General features: G+C 60.2%; 24 protein-coding genes and 2 pseudogenes. 18 read left to right on the forward strand and 8 right to left on the reverse strand.

All coding sequences use genetic code 11. The features are described 5' to 3' along the window. The first annotated feature begins 4 nt into the window (after positions 1–4). The 9 genes from ACSQ3F_RS00845 to ACSQ3F_RS00885 all read left to right on the forward strand — a co-directional run bounded on the left by ACSQ3F_RS00845 (position 5) and on the right by ACSQ3F_RS00885 (position 9,628). A complete protein-coding gene (locus ACSQ3F_RS00845) occupies positions 5–916 on the forward strand; it encodes a dihydrodipicolinate synthase family protein (RefSeq protein WP_436098468.1) in 912 nt (303 codons plus the stop codon). Next, complete coding sequence (locus ACSQ3F_RS00850; RefSeq protein WP_436098469.1) at positions 909–2,426, forward strand: aldehyde dehydrogenase; 1,518 nt, start codon at positions 909–911, stop codon at positions 2,424–2,426. The genes ACSQ3F_RS00845 and ACSQ3F_RS00850 overlap by 8 nt, the downstream gene beginning before the upstream one ends. Next, positions 2,423–3,769 carry an NAD(P)/FAD-dependent oxidoreductase gene (locus tag ACSQ3F_RS00855; RefSeq protein ID WP_436098470.1) on the forward strand — a complete coding sequence of 449 codons (1,347 nt, stop codon included), beginning with the start codon at positions 2,423–2,425 and terminating at the stop codon, positions 3,767–3,769. The genes ACSQ3F_RS00850 and ACSQ3F_RS00855 overlap by 4 nt, the downstream gene beginning before the upstream one ends. A gap of 78 nt (positions 3,770–3,847) precedes the next feature. Continuing rightward, positions 3,848–4,699 (forward strand): glycine betaine ABC transporter substrate-binding protein, encoded by an 852-nt coding sequence (locus ACSQ3F_RS00860; protein ID WP_436098471.1) that lies wholly within the window; start codon positions 3,848–3,850, stop codon positions 4,697–4,699. Between the two features lie 91 nt (positions 4,700–4,790). After that, the gene (locus ACSQ3F_RS00865) at positions 4,791–5,882 is read left to right on the forward strand and encodes a quaternary amine ABC transporter ATP-binding protein (protein WP_436098472.1); all 1,092 of its coding nucleotides are present in this window, start codon (positions 4,791–4,793) and stop codon (positions 5,880–5,882) included. Positions 5,883–5,895: 13 nt separating this feature from the next. After that, the gene (locus ACSQ3F_RS00870) at positions 5,896–6,741 is read left to right on the forward strand and encodes an ABC transporter permease (RefSeq protein ID WP_436098473.1); all 846 of its coding nucleotides are present in this window, start codon (positions 5,896–5,898) and stop codon (positions 6,739–6,741) included. Continuing rightward, positions 6,741–7,595 (forward strand): ABC transporter permease, encoded by an 855-nt coding sequence (locus tag ACSQ3F_RS00875; protein WP_436098474.1) that lies wholly within the window; start codon positions 6,741–6,743, stop codon positions 7,593–7,595. The genes ACSQ3F_RS00870 and ACSQ3F_RS00875 overlap by 1 nt, the downstream gene beginning before the upstream one ends. A 20-nt stretch (positions 7,596–7,615) precedes the next feature. Beyond that, a complete protein-coding gene (locus tag ACSQ3F_RS00880) occupies positions 7,616–8,614 on the forward strand; it encodes a 4-hydroxyproline epimerase (RefSeq protein WP_436098475.1) in 999 nt (332 codons plus the stop codon). A gap of 24 nt (positions 8,615–8,638) precedes the next feature. Further along, a complete protein-coding gene (locus ACSQ3F_RS00885; RefSeq protein ID WP_436098476.1) occupies positions 8,639–9,628 on the forward strand; it encodes a GlxA family transcriptional regulator in 990 nt (329 codons plus the stop codon). Between the two features lie 102 nt (positions 9,629–9,730). On the opposite strand, the gene ACSQ3F_RS00890 is transcribed toward ACSQ3F_RS00885, so the two are convergent. From ACSQ3F_RS00890 to ACSQ3F_RS00905, 4 genes are all read right to left on the reverse strand, one after another. Then, on the reverse strand, positions 9,731–9,961 hold the full coding sequence (locus ACSQ3F_RS00890; RefSeq protein ID WP_436098477.1) for a flavodoxin family protein: 231 nt from the start codon (positions 9,959–9,961) through the stop codon (positions 9,731–9,733). A gap of 20 nt (positions 9,962–9,981) precedes the next feature. After that, the gene (locus ACSQ3F_RS00895; protein ID WP_436098478.1) at positions 9,982–10,308 is read right to left on the reverse strand and encodes an NAD(P)H-binding protein; all 327 of its coding nucleotides are present in this window, start codon (positions 10,306–10,308) and stop codon (positions 9,982–9,984) included. A gap of 44 nt (positions 10,309–10,352) precedes the next feature. After that, positions 10,353–10,748 (reverse strand): nuclear transport factor 2 family protein, encoded by a 396-nt coding sequence (locus tag ACSQ3F_RS00900; RefSeq protein WP_436098479.1) that lies wholly within the window; start codon positions 10,746–10,748, stop codon positions 10,353–10,355. Positions 10,749–10,832: 84 nt separating this feature from the next. Next, complete coding sequence (locus ACSQ3F_RS00905) at positions 10,833–11,822, reverse strand: aldo/keto reductase (protein WP_436098480.1); 990 nt, start codon at positions 11,820–11,822, stop codon at positions 10,833–10,835. 131 nt (positions 11,823–11,953) lie between these two features. On the opposite strand from ACSQ3F_RS00905, the gene ACSQ3F_RS00910 reads away from it, so the two are divergent. From ACSQ3F_RS00910 to ACSQ3F_RS00930, 5 genes and pseudogenes are all read left to right on the forward strand, one after another. Beyond that, positions 11,954–12,871 carry a LysR family transcriptional regulator gene (locus ACSQ3F_RS00910; RefSeq protein ID WP_436098481.1) on the forward strand — a complete coding sequence of 306 codons (918 nt, stop codon included), beginning with the start codon at positions 11,954–11,956 and terminating at the stop codon, positions 12,869–12,871. A 192-nt stretch (positions 12,872–13,063) separates the two neighbouring features. Further along, positions 13,064–13,459: a (R)-mandelonitrile lyase gene (locus ACSQ3F_RS00915; RefSeq protein WP_436098482.1), complete on the forward strand. Its 396-nt coding sequence runs from the start codon at positions 13,064–13,066 to the stop codon at positions 13,457–13,459. Positions 13,460–13,548: 89 nt separating this feature from the next. Beyond that, a pseudogene (locus tag ACSQ3F_RS00920) lies at positions 13,549–14,908 on the forward strand (MFS transporter). A gap of 192 nt (positions 14,909–15,100) precedes the next feature. Further along, positions 15,101–15,565, forward strand: coding sequence for a nuclear transport factor 2 family protein (locus tag ACSQ3F_RS00925; RefSeq protein ID WP_436098483.1), 465 nt, complete (start codon positions 15,101–15,103; stop codon positions 15,563–15,565). A gap of 219 nt (positions 15,566–15,784) precedes the next feature. Beyond that, positions 15,785–16,837 carry an NAD(P)-dependent alcohol dehydrogenase gene (locus ACSQ3F_RS00930; RefSeq protein ID WP_436098484.1) on the forward strand — a complete coding sequence of 351 codons (1,053 nt, stop codon included), beginning with the start codon at positions 15,785–15,787 and terminating at the stop codon, positions 16,835–16,837. 54 nt (positions 16,838–16,891) lie between these two features. On the opposite strand, the gene ACSQ3F_RS00935 is transcribed toward ACSQ3F_RS00930, so the two are convergent. The 3 genes from ACSQ3F_RS00935 to ACSQ3F_RS00945 all read right to left on the reverse strand — a co-directional run bounded on the left by ACSQ3F_RS00935 (position 16,892) and on the right by ACSQ3F_RS00945 (position 19,151). After that, positions 16,892–17,578: a DUF4405 domain-containing protein gene (locus ACSQ3F_RS00935; protein WP_436098485.1), complete on the reverse strand. Its 687-nt coding sequence runs from the start codon at positions 17,576–17,578 to the stop codon at positions 16,892–16,894. Between the two features lie 58 nt (positions 17,579–17,636). After that, a complete protein-coding gene (locus tag ACSQ3F_RS00940; RefSeq protein ID WP_436102005.1) occupies positions 17,637–18,110 on the reverse strand; it encodes a cytochrome P460 family protein in 474 nt (157 codons plus the stop codon). 147 nt (positions 18,111–18,257) lie between these two features. Further along, complete coding sequence (locus ACSQ3F_RS00945; RefSeq protein ID WP_436098486.1) at positions 18,258–19,151, reverse strand: LysR family transcriptional regulator; 894 nt, start codon at positions 19,149–19,151, stop codon at positions 18,258–18,260. Between the two features lie 160 nt (positions 19,152–19,311). On the opposite strand from ACSQ3F_RS00945, the gene ACSQ3F_RS00950 reads away from it, so the two are divergent. From ACSQ3F_RS00950 to ACSQ3F_RS00965, 4 genes and pseudogenes are all read left to right on the forward strand, one after another. Further along, positions 19,312–20,295 (forward strand): aldo/keto reductase, encoded by a 984-nt coding sequence (locus tag ACSQ3F_RS00950; RefSeq protein WP_436098487.1) that lies wholly within the window; start codon positions 19,312–19,314, stop codon positions 20,293–20,295. Between the two features lie 16 nt (positions 20,296–20,311). Beyond that, positions 20,312–21,302: pseudogene (locus tag ACSQ3F_RS00955) on the forward strand (aldo/keto reductase). Positions 21,303–21,509: 207 nt separating this feature from the next. After that, on the forward strand, positions 21,510–22,664 hold the full coding sequence (locus tag ACSQ3F_RS00960) for an aldo/keto reductase (RefSeq protein ID WP_436098488.1): 1,155 nt from the start codon (positions 21,510–21,512) through the stop codon (positions 22,662–22,664). A gap of 43 nt (positions 22,665–22,707) precedes the next feature. Further along, a complete protein-coding gene (locus ACSQ3F_RS00965; protein WP_436098489.1) occupies positions 22,708–23,049 on the forward strand; it encodes a hypothetical protein in 342 nt (113 codons plus the stop codon). 59 nt (positions 23,050–23,108) lie between these two features. On the opposite strand, the gene ACSQ3F_RS00970 is transcribed toward ACSQ3F_RS00965, so the two are convergent. Beyond that, positions 23,109–24,416, reverse strand: coding sequence for a restriction endonuclease (locus ACSQ3F_RS00970; protein WP_436098490.1), 1,308 nt, complete (start codon positions 24,414–24,416; stop codon positions 23,109–23,111). Between the last annotated feature and the right edge of the window lie 130 nt (positions 24,417–24,546).

The following is a 24,546-nucleotide window of genomic DNA, read 5'->3' on the forward strand; positions in this document are numbered from 1 at the left end:
CATCATGAACTTCGAAGGCATCTACACCCCGGCGATCACGCCGCTCAGCCCCGACGGGCAAATCGACCGCGAGGGGTTTGCGGCTGTCCTGGAGTCGCTGATCGAGGCCAAGGTGCACGGCATCATCGTCGGCGGCTCGACGGGCGAATATTACGCTCAAAGCGCACAGGAGCGCTTCGAACTGGCCGCTTACGCCAAGGACGTCATCGGGACACGACTTGCCCTCGTCATCGGCACGGGAGCGACGCGAACGGAAGACTCCGTTGAATACGCGAAGGCTGCAAAAGAAATCGGAGCTGACGCGATCCTCGTGTCGTCGCCGCCTTATGCCTTGCCGACGGAAAAGGAGAACGCGATCCATGCGCTGACGATCGACCGCGCCGCCAATCTGCCGATCATGCTCTACAATTATCCGGCTCGCATGGGCATCACCATGCGCGAGGAATACTTCTCCCGCGTGGGCAGGTCCAAGAACGTCGTCGCGATCAAGGAGAGCTCCGGCGAAATGGCCAACGTGCATCTGCTGGCGCGCAAATTCCCTCATATTGGGCTTTCTTGCGGTTGGGACGACCAAGCCCTGGAATTCTTTGCCTGGGGTGCCAAAAGCTGGGTCTGCGCCGGCTCCAACTTCCTGCCGCGCGAACATGTCGCCCTCTACGAAGCCTGCGTTCTCGAGAAGAACTTCGACAAGGGTCGCGCCATCATGACGGCAATGCTGCCCCTGATGGATTTCCTCGAATGCGGAAAATTCGTCCAGTCGATCAAGCATGGATGCGAGGTGATCGGCCTGAAGACAGGCTCCGTGCGCGCGCCGCTGCGCCTGCTCAACTCCGAAGAAAAAAGAACCCTTGAAACCGTCGTCGCGACTTTGAAGCGCACGGTTGCCCAGATCACGTCGGGAGCCAACAATGCATGAACCTTTGACCGCAGCCGAATACAAGGCAATCGCAGCCAACCTTCATTTGCCGACCAACGCCTTCATCGATGGGGCATTCCGTCCGGCAAAGTCCGGCAAGACGTTCACGACGACCAATCCTGCGACTGGTGAGACACTGGCTGAGATCGCAGCTTGTGACGCGAGCGACGTCGATGATGCGGTTGCCAAGGCCAAACAGGCGTTTGACGACGGTCGCTGGCGTCTGCAGGCCCCCGGCGACCGGAAGGCCGCGCTCTTGAAACTCGCCAAGCTCATGGAGGAAAACCGCCACGAGCTGGCCGTCATGGAAAGCATCGACAGCGGCAAGCCGGTGCGCGAATGCCAGACTGTCGACGTGCCGGACACGATCCACACGATCCGCTTTCATGCCGAACTCATCGACAAGCTCTACGACAACACCAACCCGGTCGGACCGAACGCCCTTGCTATGGTCATCCGCGAACCGATCGGCGTGGTCGGCTGCGTGCTTCCGTGGAACTTCCCACTCCTGATGCTCGCCTGGAAGATCGGTCCTGCGCTCGCCTCCGGATGCTCTGTGATCGTGAAGCCCGCTCAGGAAACCACGCTCACCACCCTTCGCGTTGCGGAGCTGGCTCTCGAGGCAGGAATCCCCGCGGGCGTATTCAATGTCGTCACCGGCAGCGGCAAGGATGTCGGCGAACCGATCGGCCTGCACATGGATGTCGACATGGTCGCCTTCACCGGATCGACGCCGACAGGACGTCGCTTCCTGCATTACTCCGCGGATTCCAACCTCAAGAAGGTCGTTCTCGAATGCGGCGGCAAAAATCCCGCCGTCGTCATCGACGATGCCGAGGACCTCGACCTGGTTGCCGAGCAGGTCGTCAACGGCGCTTTCTGGAACATGGGCGAGAATTGCTCGGCGACGTCTCGCCTGATCGTGGACAGCAAGATCAAAGATGAACTACTCGAACGCATCGGTGCCTATCTGCGCGAATGGAAGACCGGCGATCCGCTGGACCCGGAAAATCGCATCGGCGCTCTGGTCAGCAAGGCGCACTTCGACAAGGTCAAATCCTTCCTCGACGACGTGAAAAAGGAGAAGCTGTCGCTCACCTATGGCGGCGAGACCCTGAAGGGAATCTTCATCGAGCCCACCGTCGTCGATGGCGTCACCCCTGCGAGCCGCCTTTTCCAGGAGGAGATCTTCGGACCGATCCTGTCAGTGACCACCTTCGAAACGTTGGCTGAAGCTGTCACCTTGGCCAATGACACGAATTACGGTCTCACCGCTTCGGTCTATACGGGAAGCCTGCGCAAGGCGATCAAACTGTCGCGCGACATTCGGGCCGGTCTTGTCACGGTCAATTGCTTTGGCGAAGGCGACGCCTCAACGCCTTTCGGCGGCTACAAGGAATCGGGCTTCGGTGGCCGCGACAAATCGGTCTTCGCCCACGACAACTACTGCGAACTGAAAACGATCTGGATTGATATCTCGGAACGATCTGTGGACGAGACGATCCGATGACCACGAAGTCCGTCAAGCGATTGCCTTTTGAGAATGGCGTCTCGGGCTGGGAGGCGATCAGCAAGCGACCGCTTCCGGTTCGAAGCCTGGAAGGCAACGTTACCGCGGACTGGCTGGTGATCGGCGCGGGCTTCGCGGGACTTTCCGCGGCCCGCCGCCTGAAAGAGCGCGGTCCGCAGGACAAGGTCGTCATCCTCGAGGCAAGTGAACTGGGGAAAGGCACTTCGGGACGAAACTCGGGCTTCATGATCGACGTTCCGCATAATCTCTCCTCAAGCGAATATTCAAGCGGTAGTGCCGATGCCACGCAGATGGAGATGGCGCAGAACCGTTCCGCGATCGCCTTTGCAGCGCAAGCCGCCAGCGAATATGGAATGTCCCGCGAGACCTTCGATCCCTCAGGCAAGATCAACGCCGCCGCAACCGCGCGCGGCATGAAACTGAACCTGGCGTTTGGACAATCGCTGAAAGGTGCCGGCGAGAAGCATGTATTTCTCGACGCGCGCGAGATGCGCGACATCACGGGGTCTGACTACTATCTTGGTGGGCTCTACACGCCCGGCGCAGTTCTCATCCAACCGGCCGACTATATCCGCGCCTTCGCCGCCGGCCTGTCGGAAAGCGTCGACGTGTACGAGCGCTCGCCCGTGACCTCGTTGAAACACGAGGGCGGAACATGGACCGCCGCATCGTCGCGCGGCACCGTTACGGCACCCAAGGTGATCGTCGCGGTCAACGGCCATATCGAGGATTTCGGTCACTTCGGCGGCAGGCTGATGCACATCTTCGCCTACGCTTCGATGACCGCCCCGTTCGATGCCGATGGCCTGGGCAAGGAAAAATCAGGGCGTGACAAGTGGGCCCTTCTTCCCGCCGACGCGATGGGTGCGACCGTGCGCAAGTTTACCGCCGGCGGACAGTCGCGGATCGTGATCCGGACGAAATACACCTACGAGACAACGGTTGATGTCAGCGAACGGCGCATGGCGAAGATGGCGAGCGAGCATCGCCGCTCCTTCGACGCCCGGTTTCCAGGCCTTGCCGATATGCCGTTCGAATACAGCTGGGCCGGCCGCCTCTGCCTGAGCAGAAACCACGTCCCGGCCTTCGGGGAAATCGAAGAAGGGCTTTATTCGGCCTGCTGCGAAAACGGCCTCGGCACCGTCAAAAGCACCCTCGCTGGCATGATGGCCGCCGACCTCGCCACCGGCTCGGCCTCCCGGCAGCTTGAACAATACATGGATCACGCCCAGCCCTCCCGGCTGCCGCCGGAGCCCTTCGCATGGCTCGGCATCAATTCCGTGATCCGTTTGCAAGAATTGCGTGCAGGCCGCGAGGGATGATCCCTCGCCGCGCAATGTGAAGACCGAGCCCAGCGCGAGGCTTCAACGATAATGGGAACGCAAAACTAGGAGCTAGAAATGAAAACTCTTTGGAAAGCATTGTGCGCAGCGGCAATGGTCGGAATGACCGCCATGTCCGCGTATGCGGAAGAAAAGACGATCACCATCGGCACGATGTCGTGGGAAGACCTCACACCAATCACGGGCATCACCAAGAAGGTCCTTGAAGACTCTGGCTACACCGTGAAGGTCGTGCCGTTCTCCGAATGGGGCATCGCTTATGCCGCTCTCAGCAAGGGTGACGTCCAGATCCTGGCCTCGCAGACGGACTACGTCGCGCAGGATTACTGGGACAAGAACAAGAAGCGCCTCGAAAAGATTTCCCCGGTCTCGCACGGCCTGTTCCAAGGCGTGGCGGTTCCGAAATACGTCACCATCGATTCCATGGACCAACTGAACGACAATGCCGACAAGTTCGGCGGCAAGATTGTCGGCATCGAGCCGGGCTCGGGCCTGATGAAGGACACGGCCAATTCCGTGAAGGACTACGATCTGAAGCTCCAGCTCGTCGAGGGCAGCACGGCCGCGATGACCGCTGCGTTGAAGTCCGCGACCGATCGCAAGGAATGGATTGCCGTGACGATCTGGGAGCCGTCCTGGATGATGCAGAAATACGACGTCAAGTTCCTGGCCGATCCGAAGGCCGTCTTCCCGCCGCCGCAGAGCTATTACTGGATCGGCCAGAAGGGTTTTTCCGCTGAGAACCCGAACGCCCGCCAGCTCATCGCCAGCGTCTACGTCCCGCTCGCCGACATCACCGCGATCAACAGCGCGGTCAACGACGGCAAGACAATGGACGAGGCGATCAAGGACTGGACCGACAGCCATGCCGACCTCCTGAAGCGCTGGGAAAACATCGCGACGGAATAACGCTGAAAGCCGGGCCGCCCAGTATTCGGCGGCCCGTCTCCACATTCCACGAATGAGAACGCCGGTATCAAACCGGCTCGCGGGGAACGCTATGACAACGTCAATGAATGATGCCAGCGATATCCTGATCGACTGCCAATCGATCTGGAAGATATTCGGAGCCAAGGCCAAGGCGGCCGTAGAGGCGGTGAAGACAGACGGCTTGTCCAAGAAACAGATTCTGACGGACTACGACTGCGTCGTCGGCGTCTCGGACGCCAGCCTTCAGGTTCGGCGCGGCGAGATCTTCTGTATCATGGGACTGTCGGGCAGCGGCAAGTCCACACTCATCCGGCTGCTCAACAGACTGATCGAACCGAGCCTTGGCAAGATTCTCGTCAAGGGCAAGGACATCTCCGCCTTGAACGCCGCTGAGCTCCGCGACATCCGTGCCCGCAACATCGGGATGGTTTTCCAGAGCGTCGCACTTCTTCCGCACCGCACCGTTCTGGAAAATGCCGCCTTCGGCCTTGAAGTCCGCGGCGTCGGCAAGGAAGAACGATACAAGACAGCCCGTGCGGCGCTGGACAAGGTTGGCCTGTCCGACTGGACGGCGCGATACCCGTCCGAATTGTCGGGCGGCATGCAGCAGCGCGTCGGCCTGGCACGCGCCATCGCCGCCGACCCCGAGATCATCCTGATGGATGAGCCGTTCAGCGCGCTCGACCCTCTGATCCGCCGCCAGCTTCAGGACGAATTCCGCCAACTGACCAAGTCGCTTGGAAAGTCGGCCGTGTTCATCACCCACGATCTCGAGGAAGCCATCCGCATCGGCGACCGCATCGCCATCATGAAGGACGGCGTCATCGTACAGGTCGGCAATGCCGAGGAGATCGTGACGAAGCCCGCTGACGACTACGTCGCCGAATTCGTCGCCGGCATCTCCAGAATCCATCTCGTCAAGGCCCACTCGGTCATGATGCCAGTTGCCGAATACACGCGCAGCCAGCCGAATGTCGACGTCGGCTCGCTGCTGCGCACCACGCCCGAGGCAGATATCGCCGCACTGATAGAATTGACCATGCAATCGAGCCGAGATGCCGTCGCCGTCGTCGAAGATGGCAAGGTGGTCGGTATTGTCACCCCACGCGGCCTCCTTTGCGGCGTCGCCGGAAGTCCTGCCAACATGCCCGCAGCGGCATAGATCGGGGAATGTCATGGACACGACGGTCATCACTGACAGCTTCGACGAGAAGATAGACGACGCGCTGAACTGGATCAGCGACAATGCCTCATGGCTGTTCGATAGCATCAGGGCAGTTCTGGAAGGCACCTACGGCGGGGTCCTTTGGCTTGTGCAGCTTCCACCGTTTTATGTGATCGCCCTTGTCGTGGCGGCACTTGGGTGGCGGTTGATCAACGTGCCGGCTGGACTGCTGGCAGGTCTCGCTTTGCTGGGGTGCGCGATGATGGGACTGTGGGCTGAAACCATGAGCACACTGGCTCTGGTCATCACGGCCACGTTCATGGCGCTCGTCATTGGCATTCCTCTCGGGGTCGTGGCAGGCTTCGTCAAATCGTTCGACGGGTTCGTCGAACCGATCCTTGATCTCATCCAGACCCTTCCGCCTTACATCTATCTTCTGCCGGCCATCGCCCTGATGGGGTATGGACCGGCAACGGCTCTTCTGGCCACCGTTATCGTCGCCATGCCTCCGGCGATCCGCCTGACGTCGCTGGGCATTCGCAGGACCCCGCGGGAGTTCATCGAACTCGGGCAGGCAAGCGGCCTGACGCCGTGGCAAATGTTCGTCAAGATCAGGCTGCCCTTTGCGATCCCGAGCGTGATGGCAGGGATCAACCAGAGCCTGATGATGGCGTTTGGGATGGTTGTGATCGCCGGCATCGTCGGTTCCGGCGGGCTTGGCGAAACCATCTACAGCGCCGTGAGAACGCTGGATATCGCCACCTCGATCAACGCAGCCATCGCCATCGTCATCCTGACCATGGTGATCGACCGACTGACACAGAGTGCGGCGCGCCGTGCCAATGGAGGCAAATGATGGACCAGGACCTTGTTCGTTTCTCGCCCGGTGCTTATCTCGCACCTGTCGTCGATTGGCTGAATGCCAACTTCCATCCCTTTTTCGATACCGTGACCAAGGTGATCGAAGCTGTGCTGGGTGGCATTGAATCGACCCTGCTTTATCTGCCTTATTACGCGGTCATCATCATTGCCGTGGTTTTCGCTGCCGTCGTCGTGAATGTTCGCGTGGCTGTGACCAGTGCGATCGCACTCACGTTCTGCCTCCTGGCAGGCCTCTGGGAGGCATCGATGCAGACGCTCGCTCTGGTGACGGTGTCGGTGTGCATCTCGGTGTTGATTGCGTTTCCGCTTGGCATCCTGGCATCCCGTTACCGGAAATTCGAGGCGGCCATCCGTCCTGTGCTTGACATCATGCAGACAGTCCCTCCGTGGGTGTACCTCATCCCCGCCGTGATGATCTTCAGTCTCGGCCGGGTGCCCGCCATCATCGCCACGATCGTCTACGGAGTGCCGCCGATGCTGAGGCTCACCACCCTGGCCTTCAGTCAGGTTCCGAAGGACCTGCTTGAACTCGGACAGGCCACCGGCGCATCGCCACGCGCCATCCTGTTCAAGATTGAAATCCCGGCGGCGACGCCAACACTGCTGGTGGGGCTGAACCAGTGCATTCTTCTATCGCTCGCCATCGTCGTTCTCGCAGGTCTCGTCGGAGCGGGTGGTCTTGGTGCGGAAGTAACGCGCGGGCTGACACGAATGGAAATGGGGCTGGGTCTTCGCGCCGGGCTTGCCATCGTCGCAGTCGCGATCTTCCTCGACAGGCTGTCGCGTGGTGCGCTTCAGCGCAGAACACCAGCTACGGCCGGAAACTGACACACTCGAAAGGTCTTATCATGCGGCGCAGCTTCTTCTGCATCGATAGCCACACGTGCGGCAATCCGGTCCGTCTCGTTGCAGGGGGCGCTCCGCTTCTTCCGCATCTTCCGATCACTGAGCGCCGGGAACTGTTCGTCCGGGATAATGACTGGGTGCGACAGGCTCTGATGTTCGAGCCGCGCGGCCATGACATCATGTCCGGCGCGATCATCTATCCCGCGTACCGCGAGGATTGCGATTTCGCGGTCATCTTCATCGAAGTCAGCGGATGCCTGCCCATGTGTGGTGCTGGCACAATTGGTCTCGTGACGGCCGGCATCGAGGAAGGCCTCATAACTCCGAGGGTTGAAGGGCAACTTTCCATCGAGACCCCGGCAGGTCGCGTCGATATTCAGTATGAGAAACTCGGCGAGTTCGTGGAATCGGTGCGGATGTTCAACGTGCCAAGCTATCTTCACGCCGCAGACGTCGCGGTCGATGTCGCAGGCGTCGGGCGTCTGGTCGTCGATATCGCATATGGTGGAAATTACTACGCCGTGGTGGAGCCACAGGACGGGTGGCCGGGACTGGACGGCATGTCCGCCAGCGAAATCGTGAACCTCAGCGTGAAATTGCGGGACGCACTGGCCGACGTCTGCGATCCGGAACATCCGGACGACGCCAGAATCAGAGGTGTTCATCACGCGCTATGGTGTGACAAGCCGACGAGTGACAAAGCCGACGGCCGTGGGGCTGTCTTCTATGGCGACAAGGCCATCGATCGGTCTCCAGGCGGGACCGGCACGTCGGCGCGAATGGCCCAGCTTCACGGCAAGGGTCGCTTGAATGTCGGTGAAACCTTCCGCCAGGAAAGCCTGATCGGCACGGTCTTTGAGGGGCGCATCGAGGAAGGGATTGACGTCGGTCCATTCCGCGGTATCAAGCCAAGTGTCGGCGGCTGGGCCAGGATCATCGGCCACAATACGATCTTTGTAGACGATCGGGACCCTTTGGCGCACGGTTTCCAGATCAAATGAAGGCAGCGTCGCGGTGGAGTTGACATGAAATCGTTGGATTCTGGCGCGCCTGTCGATCGGCTGAAGATCGGCTTCGTGCTCGCGAAGTCGTTCACGCTCTCCGCGTTCGCCCTCTTCGTCGACACGCTGCGGCTGGCGAGCGACGAATTCGACAGGTCGGGTCGCGTGCTTGCCGATTGGGAAGTCCTCGGCAGTACGCGGCATCTGATAACGTCCAGTTGCGGCGTGAAGGTCGCGCCGACGTCGGATTTCGTCGACCCCAGCCAGTTCCAGTATATCGTCGTGGTCGGCGGTCTGCTCAACAACGAGTCCTCCGTCGACCAGGAAACGACCGACTTCCTGAAAAAGGCATCGACAAAAAACGTCAAGCTGATCGGCGTCTGCACCGGCTCTTTCATCCTTGCCGAGATCGGCCTGATGAAGGAGCACCGGACATGCGTCAGCTGGTTGCATTACAATACGTTTCGCGAGCGCTTCCCCGACCATCAAGTTCGGTCCGACCGGATCTTCAATCTCGACCGGACAAGGGGATCCTGCGCGGGCGGCAGCAGCGCTGCGGACATGGCGGCGTTGATCGTGCGACGCCACATCAGCAAGGAAGCCGAGCGAAATGCGCTCGAGGTTCTCCACATCGAAAAGGCGCGAACCGCCCTTGCCATCCAGACCCGCAAACCGCTCTCCATCGAGTGCAAGGATCCAAGGATCAGGGCCGTGCTGATCATGATGGAGCAGCATATCGAGGGAAGGCTGCCGATCGAGGAGCTCGCTGCATCGGTTGGGCTCTCCAGAAGGCAACTGGAGCGCCTGTTCATGGGCGAAACGAAAAGCTCGCCCGCCCTCGTCTACCGGCGAGTGCGGATGGAGCGCGCAAAGCAATTGCTCATCAAAACCAAGGCGTCCTTGATCGAAGTTGCCCTTGAAGTCGGTTTCGAGAACGCGTCGCACTTCTCGCGCACTTTTTCCCAGACATTCGGAAAAAGCCCCACGAGAATGCGGGCCGCAGAACTAAATTGAAGTTGCTGTTTCGTGGCATTCAGCGCAATCCGGTCGATTGAAAATCGACCGGATTGCGCCCAGTAGGCATTTACGGTGTTCCCTCTCGATCAATTGAATGCGTCATAAAAAGTTTAATCGGAAACGCGGTCGCGACTCATCGGGCCGCGCTTGCCGCGCGTCTTCACCCAGCACAGCGAGACCAGCCTCAATGGTACTCTTCGGACATAACTCTTCGATGTCCCGACGGGACCGCCCCAGACCGCTGACGATATAGGTCACGAACGGCGCGACGATCTTTCCCGACAGATCGTGGCTGGACAGGAAGCTGCGAACTGGAGGGGTGAGCCTCACGTTCCACAGCGGCGAGCCGATCAGAATGACATCGTTCCCATCGAGCTGATGAAGATCAGGCGTTTCAGACCCATCTCGTGCATGGTGGCGACGATCACACGCGCTTGCTGCGCCATGTCGCCGGCAAGGTTGGCGTAGACGACGTCCTGCCCGCGCATGGCGGTTCGGAGCATTTCAGGATCAAGCACGTCGCCTTCGACGATCGTCACCCGGCCGGGGTCCGGATTCTTGAGGCGATTGGCGCGGCGCAGGTACAGAGTCAGGGACGCGTCCGTATAGTCGAGGAAATATCCGGTCGTGTTGCGCGCCAGCTGACCGTTGGCACCGAGGATGAGGACTTTCGTCATGGCTGTAGCTTTCTGTCATGATGGTATTGGAGGTTGCGGCCTCGTCATGCTGAGCACGTGTGGATGTTGACGAGCTTCCAGGCGTCCGGCGTCTTCGCGTAAACCTCGGTGTAGACGAGCTTGTATGTGGCCTTGAAGCCTCCCATCGACACATGAAAGGCAGCCCGCCCGACGAGAACCGCCATGGTCCCGTAGGACCGCACCGATGCCCCCGCGGGATCGATCCTGTCGTACCGGAACCGTCCAGACCGAAGTTCGTCCATCCATGCCTGTTTGGATGTTATATTTCCGTTGAGATGGACGAAGACGAGGTCGTCGTCGAATAGGTCTTCCAACCGATCGAATTGTCCCGTCGTCTTCCAGCCGAATTTTTCGAGGGAGAGTTCCAGTATCTCACTCTCGATATCCGAAGGTTTCGACGACCTTAGCGAAGGTATCATGTCTTTATCCCTGCAGGACCGTATTGATGATGGCTATTGCGCTTCAGCGCTTGAGCCGGGTGCGGGAGACTTCGAGAGGCCGCGTTAACGGTCGATAGCCGCGTCGAGGCCTTCCGAAAGCGGTGCGCCCTTAATGTCGATCGTGGCGAAAGCATCGTCGATCTCGCGCAGATCATCGTCGTCAAGGTCGATCTCGGCCGCATGCAGATTGTCGTCGAGATGCACGACCCTGGTGCCACCGGGGATCGGAACGATCCAGGGTTTTTGCGCCAGCAGCCAGGCGAGCGCGATCTGGGCAGGGGTGGAGCCCCGACGGATGGCGAGCTCTCTCAGGAAGTCGACAACCTTGAAGTTCGCTTCAAGCGCCTCCGGTTTGAACCGGGGGAAATCCCTCCGCAGGTCGTTCGGATCGTCGAACGTCATGTCACGGGTAATCTGGCCCGTGAGAAACCCTTGACCGAGCGGACCCCATGCCACGAGACCGATGCCAAGTTCCTCGCAGACCCGGAATTTGGTTTGCTCGGGCTCGCGCATCCAGAGCGAATAGTGGTCCTGGATCGCGGCGACCGGCTGCACGGCGTGCGCCTTGCGGATGTTCTTCGCGCTGGCTTCCGACAGGCCGAAATGCTTGACTTTGCCCTCGGCGATCAGGTCTTTCACCGCGCCCGCGACGTCTTCCATCGGAACAGATGGATCGACGCGGTGCTGATACAGAAGATCGATACGGTCCGTGCGCAGCCGCTTCAGGGATGCCTCCACGACATCGCGGATATGATTGGGATGGCTGTCGAGACCGACGATCTGGCCCTCGTCATCGATCTTGAAACCGAACTTCGTGCAGACGAGGATTTGATCGCGCATCGGCTGCAGGGCTTCGCCCACCAGTTCCTCGTTGATGAAGGGTCCGTAACCCTCGGCGGTGTCGAACAGCGTGACGCCGCGTTCCGCAGCGGAACGGATCACACCGATCGCATCCTGCCTGTCGGCAGCTGGTCCGAGACCAAAGCTCAGGCCCATGCAGCCGAGACCGATAGCCGAAACCTCGAGGTCGTCTCCAAGCTTGCGCATCTTCATTCGCCCTACTCCTTCAAAAGCTCCGGGGCAAAGGCTCCGGTAGTCGTTCCGTGTGTGCATGATATCTAGCACCAGCGAGAGAACCGCATTAGGTTGTAAAATGAGCATGCGGTATTGAACGGGATTCAAAAATGGCGCGGGACACCATCAGTGACCTCAGTACGTTTCTCGTCATCGCGCGGGAGAAAAGTTTTACGAAAGGCGCCGCGAAACTCGGCCTTTCGCCATCCGCTCTCAGCCATACGATTCGTCTTCTGGAGGAACGGCTGGGCGTTCGCCTCCTGACGCGGACGACACGAAGCGTCTCACTGACCGAAGCCGGCGAGCGCCTGCTTCAGACTATCAGACCCCAGTTTGAGGAAATCGAAGCAGCGCTTTCGGCATTGACCGAACTCAGAGACAAGCCGGCAGGAACGGTCCGGATCACGGCCGGCGAACACGCCGCCGGGAAGGTTCTTTGGCCAGCCGTGGAAAAGCTGTTGCCGGACTATCCCGATATCAAGGTGGAGATCGTGGTCGACAATGGCCTGACCGACATTGTGGCCGACCGCTATGACGCTGGTGTCAGGCTTGGCGAGCAGGTCGACAAGGACATGATCGCGGTGAAGATCGGCCCCGAAATGCGGATGGCAGTCGTCGGCTCTCCGTCTTACTTCGCGCGATATCCAATGCCTGTGATACCCCAGGATTTGACCGCGCATGCTTGCATCAACCTGCGCCTTCCGACCTATGGCGGCTTCTATGCCTGGGAATTCGAAAAAGACGGTCGCGAGCTTCGCGTGCGCGTCGACGGGCCGCTCGCCTTCAACATCTCGCGCATGGCACTCAACGCGGCCCGCAGCGGCGCGGGACTGGCCTGCGTGCTGGAGGATAATGTCCGCGAAGACATTGGAGACGGACGTTTGCTCCGGGTGCTGTCCGACTGGTGCCCGCCGTTCTCCGGGTACCACCTCTATTACCCGAGCCGCCGCCAGCTTTCTCCGGCATTCGCCGTTCTCGTCGATGCACTGCGCAAAAATGACGCCATAAGGCCGCCCGTGCCATATTAGTCGTCCTGGAGCCTGTGGCAATTTTCAGGCCGGAGACAAGGGCGCTACGGCGGTAGGCCTTGTAGCGTATTGATGAACGCCATTCACAGGTTCATGCGGTCTTCCGCGTCTAATCGGATTACCCGCCCGATGCTATCTGTCCTTCCATGCTACCCGGCCTCCGCCGTTGCCAGTTTCAGGAAGGACCATCCCATGGACATCAAAAGAGCAGGAACGCAGTCTTCGGGCCAGGGACCGACCGACTGGTTTACAGGCACCGTCCGCATCGATCCTCTTTTTCCTGTTCGCGATCCGGCCCGTGCGGCAGGCAACGCCGTGACGTTTGAGCCTGGCGCACGCACGGCCTGGCACACGCATCCGCTTGGTCAGACCCTCGTGGTCAACGCAGGCTGCGGCCGTGTGCAACGGGACGGTGGCCCGGTTGAGGAAATTCGCCCAGGCGACGTCGTGTGGTTTGAACCGGGCGAACGGCATTGGCATGGAGCCTCGCCGACAACAGCCATGACCCATATCGCCATTCAGGAATCGCTCGATGGCAAGGCCGTCGACTGGATGGAGAAGGTCACAGACGAGCAGTACCTGTCGTGACACACGGCGAGAAGGCGAAAGACATGCCGACCATGAACACGACGCTCAACAAGAGCGCGATCCTCGCGATCGTACTGCTCAGCTATGTGATGATCGTCCTCGACACGTCGATCGTCCTGACGGGACTTCCCAACATCCATCGCGAGCTTGGTTTTTCCGACGTCGAACTCGCCTGGGTCCAGAGCGCCTATACCCTGACCTTCGGCGGATTCCTGCTGCTCGGCGCTCGCGCCGGCGACATTCTCGGGCGAAGAAGAATGCTGATCGCCGGCCTGGCGATGTTCACCGTTTCGTCCGTTGTCATCGGCCTTGCCGAAACGCCCGGCTGGATGATCGGCGCGCGCGGTTCAGGGGCTGGGCGGCGCGATCCTTGCGCCGTCCACCCTGGCGCTGCTGCAGACGACATTCGCTGAAGGCAATGAACGCACGCGGGCCGTCTCCTACTATAGCGCTGTCGCCGGCATCGCAGCGAGCGTCGGTCTCGTGCTCGGCGGCGTTCTCGCCGACTGGCTGTCCTGGCGGGTCGGGTTCTTCATCAACCTGCCGATCGGGATCGGCATGATCCTGGCCGCCCTTCGCTACATTCCCGAACCGCCACGCAAACCTGGGCAACTCGACGTTACTGGCGCTTTGACCTCCACCATCGGAATGGTCGGCCTCGTCTACAGCCTCATCCGGTCGGCCACCCACGGCTGGAGCGACGCATGGACAATCTCTCTGCTCCTTGCCTCTCTCGGTCTGCTGGCCCTCTTCATCGTGGTCGAACGGCGCGCCACGCAGCCGATCATGCCGTTGCACCTGTTTGCCAACCGCGAACGGGCTGCGGCCTATGCTGCGCGCGTCCTCTTTCTCGGCGCGATGATCGGGTTCTTCTTTTTCACCACGCAGTTCCTTCAGACTGTCTCGGGATACCGGCCTTCGATTACCGGACTGGCGTTTCTGCCGATGACCCTCATCAATTTTGCGGCGGCCATGGTCGTCCCACAATTGACCCGGCGTTACGGAAATGCCCGCCTGCTGGCTTCAGGTTTCATCTTCAGCCTCACCGGGATGGTCTGGCTCGCCCAGGTTTCGAGCGGCTCGTCCTACTGGATGGGCATCGGACTGCCGATGGTGTTGATCGGTATGGGCCAGGGCTTTGTGCTTAGTCCTCTTACTTCATCGTGCATCTCAGGAGTGGCCGGCAACGACGCCGGGGCAGCTTCGGGCGTCGTCAACGTGGCCCACCAAACCGGCAGTTCGCTTGGCCTCGCGGTCCTGGTGGCCATCGCCTCCTTCGGCACATCGGGTCTGGAAGGGACGGAGTTGCTCGCCCAGCGCGTGGAAACCGCATTGACGGGTTCGTCCGTGATGCTGGCACTCGCCCTTCTGCTGGTCGGCGTATTCATCCTTCGCCCGCGCGGGACCACGATCGTCAGCACCGATACGAGACCGCAAAATGCCTCGTGAGCAACCACCAAAGCACAGCATGGAAAGGCGCTGCGACACGAAGGGCTTTGGCTTCGCAACCACCGACGCCATCGTACCGCTAGTGCCGTTCGAACGCCATTCCCTTCGGACCAACGAGGTGGCCCGCTGCACCTAACGGCCCGGGACCCAATCGATCCATCTTAACCTCATCGAACAACACCAGGAGACATCATGCAAAACGAGACCCTAGAACAACGAATTCAGAAACTCGAAGACAAGGCCGCCCTTAAAACTCTTGTCGACTCGTTCTCAAACCTTGCAGACCAGAAAGATTTGGCCACTCAGGCACTACTGTTCACCGAAGACGCGGTCGTAGACACCTACTTCGAAGGGCAGCTTTTTGCGTCGCTCAAAGGACGCAAGGAAATTCAGGATACTTTTACCGGCTTCATGGCCAACTTCGAGACCTCCTATCACATCAATGGCCAGCATACCGCCGAGCTTGATGGAGACCGCGCGACGGCGATGCACTACTGCCTCGTTGTCCTCGTCAGTTTAGTGGATGGTAAAAAGTCCAGAAACACCAATGGCGTGTTTTACAATGACGAATATGTTCGCCGGGGCAATCAATGGCTGATTTCGAAACGGACTTCACACTTCACTTGGCGTGACCTGCAGACGATGGGTGAGTTGTAGGTGGCTGATTACCAAGGCCACAGGATTGTGCAGCTCCCAGCCCATCAAGCTCATGGGCTCGAATCTATAGGGCCGACGTGGCCCTGTAGGATGACAAACTCGAAGATATTCGAGCCATTCTTGCCTCAACAGAGGTCGCGAGGCCGGCTACTCGCAGCATTTACGGCCGCAGGTCGGCAAACGATAGCGACGAACGAATCTCAAGAAAGGACCTAAACCATGAAAAGTTCCGGTTTCGCAGCAACGGACGCCAACGAACCGTTGGTGCCGTTCACATTCGAGCACCGCGCCCCGCGCGCCAATGACGTCGTCATGGAAATCCTCTATTCCGGCGTCTGCCATTCGGACCTGCACATGGCCCGCAACGACTGGAACTGGACGGCCTACCCGCTCGTGCCGGGTCACGAGATCGTCGGCCGGGTGATCGAGGTCGGCAGCGACGTCACGCGCTACAAGATCGGCGATCACGTGGCCGTCGGCTGCATGGTCGACAGCTGTCAGAGCTGCGACCAGTGCCGGCGCGGCGAGGAACAGCTTTGCCGGGAAGGCAATACGGGTACGTATAACGCACCCGACCGCATTACCGGCGACATCACCCGCGGCGGTTATTCCAAGCATCTCGTCGTGCGGGAAGAGTTCGCCTGCCGCGTGCCCGACAGCCTCGACATCACCCGTGTCGCGCCGCTGCTCTGCGCCGGCATCACGACATATTCGCCGCTCAGGACCTGGAATGTCGGTCCCGGCAGCCGGGTTGCCGTCATCGGTCTCGGCGGTCTCGGCCACATGGCCGTCAAGCTCGCCTCGGCCATGGGCGCGGAAGTCACCGTGCTGAGCCGCACCAATGACAAGGCGGAAGATGCCAAGACACTGGGGGCCGACAGGCTTCTGATCTCCACCGACGAGAAGGCCATGGCGGAGGCGCAATCGAGCTTCGACCTGATCATCGACACGGTGCCCGTCAAGCATGACATCGATCTCTACATGCCGTTGCTCGATGTCGACGGCACGCTGGTCATTGTCGGCCAGGTCGGCCCGATGAGCCCGTTCAACAGCGTGCCATTCCTCCTTGGCCGCCGCCGCGTGGCAGGCTCGCCGATCGGCGGCATTCGCGAAACGCAGGAAATGCTCGATTTCTGCGCCCGTAAGAACGTCATGCCGGACGTCGAGATGATCCGTATGGATGAGATCAACGAGGCTTTCGAGCGCATGGAACGCTCCGACGTGCGTTATCGCTTTGTCATCGACATGGCATCGCTGGCGGCCACTGAGTAATCCGTTTTGCCGTGCGGCTTCGCCTCGGAAGCCGCACGGCAAAGCTAGCGGTTACTAAACCGCGCCGAAGGCACGTATGCGAAGGCGAACTACACCGAGGACGTAGTGGGTTACGGCAGCATACAGTCCCACGATCGACGCGTAGTTGACGAAGAACCCCAGCGTCGACGCATTGAAGTCCCACATGTCGAGCGAGTATGTCAGCATCAGTTTCGCGCCGAAGGCCATTTCGAAGCTGCTCCTCACGCCCCAAACGGCGATGACGGCCACGGCACCCCTAAGCGTGATCGTGCGGGCCGGGTTCCGGTCGGTCATTCCCAACATCCCCCGGAAAACGCTCATGACGACTGTCCATCGGGCTCCCAGATGCAGAGCGATGATCAGGATGACCCAGTAGCCCGCGAACATATGGATTTCCCTGACTGCGAACCCGCCATCCAGCGCCATGAACGCAAAGAGATCGCGTGAAATCAGGAAGCTGGTCACAAGCAGGATAGTCATCCCGAGCGCCAGGCCGACGATAATCAGGATGTTCACGATCCTGACGACGTCAAACCGGGCCTTGGCGACCGATCCGTACCAGCGCCGATTGAAGACGTTATGCACGACGACCAGAGTGAGGAGCGCTGTCCCGAACAATTCGTGCGAGAGGTTGTCCAGCCACCAGTAGGCAAGACAGGTGATGAGAAGGGCGACTGCCATGAAATCGAGAAGCAGGCGGACCCGAAACACATTGCTCACCCGATGACCCTCCCGGTGGCACGCAAGGATTCACGTGGCTTTGTCGTGTGTGGAGCTTTCATTCGAACTCGAACCGCCGCATCTCGTTGAAGGAATACAGGTAGTCCCTGTCGGCCCTGGATGTGTGGCATGACTGACAGCGGGCGGTGTTCTCGTCCATGTTGATCGTCATATCGGGCTTGAACCACTGGAACTGCCAGTCGCCCGTCCGGCGGTCCTGGTCATAGTCGGCACCCCAGTCCTGCCCTTTCTCCATGACGAAATAGCGGAAGACCTTGTCGTCGCGATAATCGACGAGAACGACATGCGAGCCGGCTGGAATCGGGTCGCCCCGTTTCACGGCTTCCATCGCCTCGCGTGTCGTCATCAGGTGTTCGGTCACCTCGCCTCGCGTCACCGTCGTGTAGTGGATCAGCTTTTCGATGTCCGGCATGGTCGTGCGGTTCGGTTCGGCGTGAACCTGCCAGCCAACGAGGAGGACGGCGCAGCCCATCAGCATGGACGCGCCAACAGCACTCGACGGTTTCTTCATGAGGTTCTTCAGCGCGGTCTTCATATCCATCCTTCTCAGGCGTTGAGTTGAATGAAACCTACGCGAACCGACGCTATGGCATTAGACACCCATCTCCGATTGAAGCCATTAGCTCAGCTTCTTAATCACGAATGGTTGATTAACGCGCTACCCCCGAAAACGAAGTGCCTCCAGGAGAAGGGCAAATGCTGGCGAGGCGTGTCGCCGATTGGGGTAATAGAGATGATAGCCGGGAAACGGCTCGCACCAGTCCTCCAGCACTCGAACCAGTTTCCCGTCCCTGATCAGGTCGTGAACCTGATCTTCGGGCATGTAGGCAAGGCCCAATCCGCGCAATGCCGCATCTCGCCGCATGGCCATGTTGTTGAAGACGAGCTGCCCTTCGACCCTGACTTTGAGTTCCCGCCCGTCCTTTTCAAACTCCCACGGGAAGATGTTACCGTAGGTCGGCATGCGTATCTGGATGCAGTTATGCGCCGTCAGGTCCTGAGGGGCTTCCGGCCAGGGATGACTATGGAAGTAAGTTGGCGATCCGACGACGGCCATGCGCATTTCCGGACCGATCCGGACGGCGATCATGTCCTTCGCCACCTGCTCCCCGAGACGCACGCCCGCGTCATATCGCTCGGCGACAATGTCCGTCAGGCCGTAGTCGACGGTGATCTCGACGATGATGTCCGGATTGTCGGGAAGAAATTTATCGAGCGCGGGGGCGAGCACGGAGATCGCCGCATGCTCGCCCGCCGTGATACGGATGCGACCAGCGGGCTTGTCCCGCATTTCGGTCAAGGCAGATAGTTCCGCCTGAATTTCCTCGAACCGCGGGCCAGCGGTCTGAAGCAGGCGCTCTCCAGCCGTCGTCGGAGACACGCGGCGGGTTGTCCGGGTCAGCAGCCTGATGCCCAGCCGCTCCTCCAGACCCCGAACCGTCTGGCTGAGCGCGGACTGGGAGACTCCCAGTTTGACTGCGGCCCTCGTGAAGCTCTCTTCGCGCGCCACCGTTACAAAGGCGAGCAGGTCGTTGAAGTTTTCCTGGGGCATTCATTAGGTGTCCTTATAGCTTCATCCCGATTACTGCATCTAATGATCAGGATCGACAAGGACTAAGTTTCCATCATCAGGGCCGTTGCATCGCCCTGCGGACGGCTTTGGCGCTCGACGGATGAAAATCCGAAGGTGACCTGATCGATGGAGAAATCACATGCAGAAGCGCAAAATCGGACAACTCGAAGTCTCGGCACTCGGCCTTGGCTGTATGGGATTGAGCCATGGCTACGGTGCGGCAACCGACACCGGAGACGCAATCAAACTCATCCGTGCGGCCTACGAACAGGGCGTCACCTTCTTCGACACCGCCCAGGTCTACGGTCCCTTCACGAACGAGAATGTCGTCGGCGAGGCACTCAAGCCGATCCGCGACAAGGTGGTCATCGCCACCAAGTTCGGCTTCGAGCTTCCGAGCCCTGACAGCGGCCAGCATATGAACAGCCGCCCGGAATATGTCCGCCAATCGGTGGAAGGATCGCTGAAGCGCCTGCGCACGGATGTCATCGACTTGCTCTACCAGCACCGTGTCGATCCGAATGTTCCGATCGAAGATGTCGCTGGTGTGGTCAAGGACCTGATCGCCGAAGGCAAGGTCCGGCATTTCGGCCTCTCCGAGGCTGGCGCGCAGACGATCCGTCGCGCACACGCCGTGCAGCCCGTAACCGCCCTGCAAAGCGAATATTCGCTGTTCTGGCGCGAACCGGAGCAGGGAATCATCCCGACACTGGAGGAGCTGGGCATCGGTTTCGTCCCGTTCAGCCCACTCGGAAAGGGCTTTCTCACGGGCAAGATCGATGCAACCGCCACCTTCGGCGCAGACGACTTCCGCAGCGTTGTCCCGAGGTTCGCGCCAGAGTCACTCAAGGCCAACCAGACCCTCGTATCGGCCATTACTGAACTTGCCGCGTCAAAGGGCGTGACGCCCGCCCAGATCGCACTGGCATGGTTGCTGGCGCAAAAACCCTGGATCGTACCCATCCCCGGCACGACCAAACTGCACCGCCTCGAGGAAAATCTCGGTGCCGCAGCCGTCGCTCTGTCGATCGAGGACATCACCGAAATCACCGACGCCCTGTCGACGATCGAAATCGTCGGCGATCGGTATCCCGCGCATCTTGCAGCCCGCGTGGGCAAGTAATCCACAGGAGATAACTATGAAGACCCGCAAACTTGGAGACCTCGAAGTCTCCGCCCTTGGCCTCGGCTGCATGAGCATGAGCGCCCTCTATGGACCGCCGGCCAACAAGGCCGAGATGATCAAGCTCATTCGCTTTGCCCACGAGCGCGGCGTGACACTGTTCGACACGGCGGAATCCTACGGGCCCTTCGTCAACGAGGAACTGGTCGGCGAAGCCCTTGCCCCGATCCGGGATGACGTGGTCATCGCCACCAAGTTCGGCTTCGACATCGATTTTGCCACCGGCGCACGCAGCGGCGGAACCAACAGCAGGCCAGAACACATCAAAGCCGTCGTGGATGCCTGCCTCAAGCGGCTGAACACCGATCGCATCGATTTGCTCTATCAGCATCGCGTTGACCCTGAAATTGCGATCGAGGATGTCGCCGGCGCTGTCAAAGACCTAATCGACGCAGGTAAGGTCAAGCATTTCGGACTGTCGGAGGCAGGCGTCCAGACGATCCGCCGGGCGCACGCCGTACAACCGTTGACCGCCGTGCAGAGCGAGTATTCGCTGTTCTGGCGCGGCCCGGAAAGGGAGCTGGTCCCAGCGCTTGACGAACTCAGTATCGGCTTCGTGCCCGTTCAGCCCGCTCGGCGCTGGCTTCCTGACCGGCAAGATCGACGAGAACACGAAGTTCGATCCGACCGATTTCCGCAACAACGTGCCGCGCTTCTCTCCTGAAGCGCGCAAGGCGAACTTCGCGTTGGTCGATCTGATCAAGACGATCGGTGAGCGGAAGGGCGCGACCCCGGCTCAGATTGCGCTTGCCTGGTTGCTTGCCCAGACGCCCTGGATCGTACCGATCCCCGGCACCACGAAACAGCATCGCCTCGAGGAAAACCTTGGTTCCGTCGATGTCCTGCTCACGGCTGCGGACCTGCACGAAATCGAAGATGCGCTTTCCGGGATCGAGGTCAAGGGCGAGAGACTTCCCGAAGCTGCCCTCAAGATGACGGGTCGCTGAGATGAGCGTGTTGATGTCCCGCTTCAATTTCGATGCCATCGGCACGTCATGGGAGATCAACACGCTGCCAGCGGCGGCCGCCGCCGGTCGATCAGGTCAAGCGTCAAGAGGCTCGCGGATAAATGCGCGGCCGGGCGGCCTGCAAAGGATCGCGACGTTGACCATGGCCTCCACATGCCATTATTCACAACGAGAGGAATATAAGAGATGAATACAAAGCGAACATTGGAGCTTAATCGTCGAGGCTTGCTTTTGGCAGCGGGAACGCTTGCCGCAGCGGCAAATGTCAGTGGCGCGCATGCCCAGACTGCGGACCAGCAAGGTGGTTCGGCCGACACGGCCATATCGGAAATCGGACGGCGCAAGCTTGGCTCCCTCGAAGTATCCAGCGTCGGGCTCGGCGTTCAGAATATGAGCCGCACCTACCAGCAAACTGTGCCCACCCGCCCCGAGATGCACAATATTATCCGGACCGCTTTCGACCGGGGTCTGACCTTTTATGACGCGGCCGAAGCCTACGGTCCGCATGAGGTCGAACGGATACTCGGCGAAGGCGTCGAACCGTTCCGCGATCAGATTGCCATCGCCACAAAGTTCGGCTGGAACATCGATCTCGAGACCGGGGAACGGAAGCCGGGGCTTAACAGCCGGCCGGAACACATCAAGCTGGTGGTCGAGGGCATGTTGAAGCGGCTTCGGACCGACCGCATCGATCTCCTCTATCAGCATCGAGTCGACCCGCAGATGCCGATCGAAGATGTAGCCGGCGCGGTCAAGGACCTGATGACGGAAGGCAAGGTATTGCACTGGGGCCTATCCGAAATGGGACTGAACACCCTTCGCCGCGCACACGCCGCTTTGCCGGTGACCGCCGTCCAGAGCGAGTATTCGATGCTATGGCGTGGCCCGGAAAAAGCAGCGATCCCTGTCTGCGAAGAACTCGGCATTGGCTTTGTGCCATGGAGTCCTCTCGGTGTCGGCTTCCTCAACGGCGCGATCGATGCGAGGACACGCTTCGCCCCGGGCGACATTCGCGCCATCGAGACGCGCTTTTCCCCGGGAAACCTGCCGCACAATCTGGCGCTTGTCGAACTCCTGAAGGTCTGGGCCGAACGCAAGCAGGCCAGACTGGGGCAAATCGCACTGGCCTGGCTGATGGCCCAGAAGCCATGGCTCGTGCCGATCCCCGGAACGACCCAGATGGCCCACATGATCGAAAACATCGGCGCGCCGACAATTCGGTTCACGCCATCGGACATTGCGGAACTGAACGCGTCGGTGTCGGCCATCGAAATCCGGGGCGCAAGGCTACCGGATGCCGTCCAAGTCTACTCGGATGTAGAAGCGCCTTTGAGGTCCTGACTGCTAGGTCGCTCCCGTAGATGTCGAACTGGCCCGATGCAGAATGTCTGCATCGGGCCGCCAGCAGACAGCTTGCCTGTTCGCTCGAATAGCGGAAATCATTTCCGCTTTCGGCCAGAAAGGGCGCCAAAGCCTCTGCACAACCCCTGAAGCAATTGCCGCGGACGTTCTGGACCTTCACCTCCAATCCCACCTCATCGACCCCACCCTGCTGCGCGCCGATCGGTTCGAAGATTTCCTGCAGGAACGGCAGCGTGCCCTGCTGGCGCTGATCGAGAAGGCGATGGGCAAGAAGGTCTATACGGGCAATGTGGAAGAAGAAGGTGAGAGCGCCGAGGTCGAAGGTGACGAGGCCGAGGCCGAACTGTCCATCGCCGCAGAGTAAACTGCCTCATCTGCTGGAATGCGGAAATGATTTCCCCATTCGCCGCTGCAAGCAAGCGATCACTCTTCGACGAAGAAATCCTCGTCCAGCCGCTTCACTTCCACCGTCCTCGCCACCCGGACGCCGACGCCGTGTTCGATCATCAGGTCGGCGAGGCGGTCGCCGTCGATGAGGACGATGCGTTGGGGAAGATGGCGGACGAAATCCGTAGCGGGCGTGCTGAAGCTTGATGTGGTAACGAAGACGCCTTTGGTTGCGCCGAAGCCGACGAGGCTGCCGACGAATGCCTGGACCTCTGGCCGGCCGACGCCGACATGCGAGGCGTAGCGCTTTGCCTGGACATAGATGCGGTCGAGGCCGAGGCGGTCCTCATCGATCACGCCGTCGATGCCACCGTCACCAGTCTTGCCAAGGCGGCGGGCCGCATTCTCGTGGCTGCCGCCATAGCCCATGCCGACCAGCAGATCGACGATGGCGCGTTCGAAGAAGGTTGGGCTCTGCGCCAGAAGCAACGGCACGACGTCGTTCTGGAGCCACGGCACGAAATCGGTCCGGTCAGGCCAGCCATCGACACCGCCCATGCGCTGAAGCAGGGCCTGTACCTTCCGCCAAGCGGTGCCGTCAGGCAGCTTCGCCGGCCTCCAGTTCATGTGCGCGGTCACGTCCGGCTGCAGCGGCGCGGCAATGCCGTTGATCAGATCATGCGCATGCCGGCAGTCGTAAACAACGGCCTCCTGCAATGCGCCCTTCTTGACCGCCCGGCCCTTGGCAAACGGCTCCAACGCATTTTCCACCTGCGCCAGGATCGCGGTTACCAGTCCAACGAACCGTGCCGCATCCTCCGCGACCTTCAGCTCGGCGACCTTGCGGAGACCGGCCAGCCCACCGACGTTCAGAACCTCGGCGGTCGCCGCTGTCTTGCGTGGAGACGCGCCGACCATGGTCTTAACCTGGGCGACCGTGAGCTGCTCGCCCGCCTCAATCGCCGACAGTACCGTTTCGACATTCTCCTGCTCCGCATAGGCAAGTACGAACAGTGTGGTCGGTGCGACGGCAGCGGTCACGAGCCGATCCTTGTATTCGGACAGGTGCTCATGAACTGCGATATAGTTGCGCGCCGTCTTCGGCGTGAACTTGCAGATGGCCTTGACCCACGCGCCCAGCGCCTTTTCCGGGAGAATGGATTTTGCGCGAGCGAGGTATCCACCGAGTTCGAGGGCCTGCTCGGTCGTCCGGCGTCCGAGCGACCGGATGCCTTCGCCGAGGGCTTTCAGTTCGCCTTCCTGCTCCGGGCTGATCTCGTCAGCGCCGGCCGCGGCCTGCTCCGCCAGCTTGGCTGCGATCTTCTTATGCGTGTATTTTGCCATGTCTTCCTATCTCCATGTTTCATCCGGCTCTTCATCAGAGACCGTGAGATAATGATGACATGAATTTTCAAAAGTCCCTACAACCAACATTGTCAACACATTGAAAAACAATAGTAAACTGCGAAGTTTC

This window comes from Pararhizobium sp. LjRoot238 (assembly GCF_964252955.1).
GTDB lineage: Bacteria > Pseudomonadota > Alphaproteobacteria > Rhizobiales > Rhizobiaceae > Pararhizobium.

Bases quoted from the DNA above. Each gene is read 5' to 3' on its own strand.
- ACSQ3F_RS00845 (WP_436098468.1), top strand. From the start codon at position 5: ATGAACTTCGAAGGCATCTACACCCCGGCGATCACGCCGCTCAGCCCC.
- ACSQ3F_RS00850 (WP_436098469.1), top strand. From the start codon at position 909: ATGCATGAACCTTTGACCGCAGCCGAATACAAGGCAATCGCAGCCAAC.
- ACSQ3F_RS00855 (WP_436098470.1), top strand. From the start codon at position 2,423: ATGACCACGAAGTCCGTCAAGCGATTGCCTTTTGAGAATGGCGTCTCG.
- ACSQ3F_RS00860 (WP_436098471.1), top strand. From the start codon at position 3,848: ATGAAAACTCTTTGGAAAGCATTGTGCGCAGCGGCAATGGTCGGAATG.
- ACSQ3F_RS00865 (WP_436098472.1), top strand. From the start codon at position 4,791: ATGACAACGTCAATGAATGATGCCAGCGATATCCTGATCGACTGCCAA.
- ACSQ3F_RS00870 (WP_436098473.1), top strand. From the start codon at position 5,896: ATGGACACGACGGTCATCACTGACAGCTTCGACGAGAAGATAGACGAC.
- ACSQ3F_RS00875 (WP_436098474.1), top strand. From the start codon at position 6,741: ATGGACCAGGACCTTGTTCGTTTCTCGCCCGGTGCTTATCTCGCACCT.
- ACSQ3F_RS00880 (WP_436098475.1), top strand. From the start codon at position 7,616: ATGCGGCGCAGCTTCTTCTGCATCGATAGCCACACGTGCGGCAATCCG.
- ACSQ3F_RS00885 (WP_436098476.1), top strand. From the start codon at position 8,639: ATGAAATCGTTGGATTCTGGCGCGCCTGTCGATCGGCTGAAGATCGGC.
- ACSQ3F_RS00895 (WP_436098478.1), bottom strand. From the start codon at position 10,308: ATGACGAAAGTCCTCATCCTCGGTGCCAACGGTCAGCTGGCGCGCAAC.
- ACSQ3F_RS00900 (WP_436098479.1), bottom strand. From the start codon at position 10,748: ATGATACCTTCGCTAAGGTCGTCGAAACCTTCGGATATCGAGAGTGAG.
- ACSQ3F_RS00905 (WP_436098480.1), bottom strand. From the start codon at position 11,822: ATGAAGATGCGCAAGCTTGGAGACGACCTCGAGGTTTCGGCTATCGGT.
- ACSQ3F_RS00910 (WP_436098481.1), top strand. From the start codon at position 11,954: ATGGCGCGGGACACCATCAGTGACCTCAGTACGTTTCTCGTCATCGCG.
- ACSQ3F_RS00915 (WP_436098482.1), top strand. From the start codon at position 13,064: ATGGACATCAAAAGAGCAGGAACGCAGTCTTCGGGCCAGGGACCGACC.
- ACSQ3F_RS00925 (WP_436098483.1), top strand. From the start codon at position 15,101: ATGCAAAACGAGACCCTAGAACAACGAATTCAGAAACTCGAAGACAAG.
- ACSQ3F_RS00930 (WP_436098484.1), top strand. From the start codon at position 15,785: ATGAAAAGTTCCGGTTTCGCAGCAACGGACGCCAACGAACCGTTGGTG.
- ACSQ3F_RS00940 (WP_436102005.1), bottom strand. From the start codon at position 18,110: ATGAAGAAACCGTCGAGTGCTGTTGGCGCGTCCATGCTGATGGGCTGC.
- ACSQ3F_RS00945 (WP_436098486.1), bottom strand. From the start codon at position 19,151: ATGCCCCAGGAAAACTTCAACGACCTGCTCGCCTTTGTAACGGTGGCG.
- ACSQ3F_RS00950 (WP_436098487.1), top strand. From the start codon at position 19,312: ATGCAGAAGCGCAAAATCGGACAACTCGAAGTCTCGGCACTCGGCCTT.
- ACSQ3F_RS00960 (WP_436098488.1), top strand. From the start codon at position 21,510: ATGAATACAAAGCGAACATTGGAGCTTAATCGTCGAGGCTTGCTTTTG.
- ACSQ3F_RS00965 (WP_436098489.1), top strand. From the start codon at position 22,708: ATGTCTGCATCGGGCCGCCAGCAGACAGCTTGCCTGTTCGCTCGAATA.
- ACSQ3F_RS00970 (WP_436098490.1), bottom strand. From the start codon at position 24,416: ATGGCAAAATACACGCATAAGAAGATCGCAGCCAAGCTGGCGGAGCAG.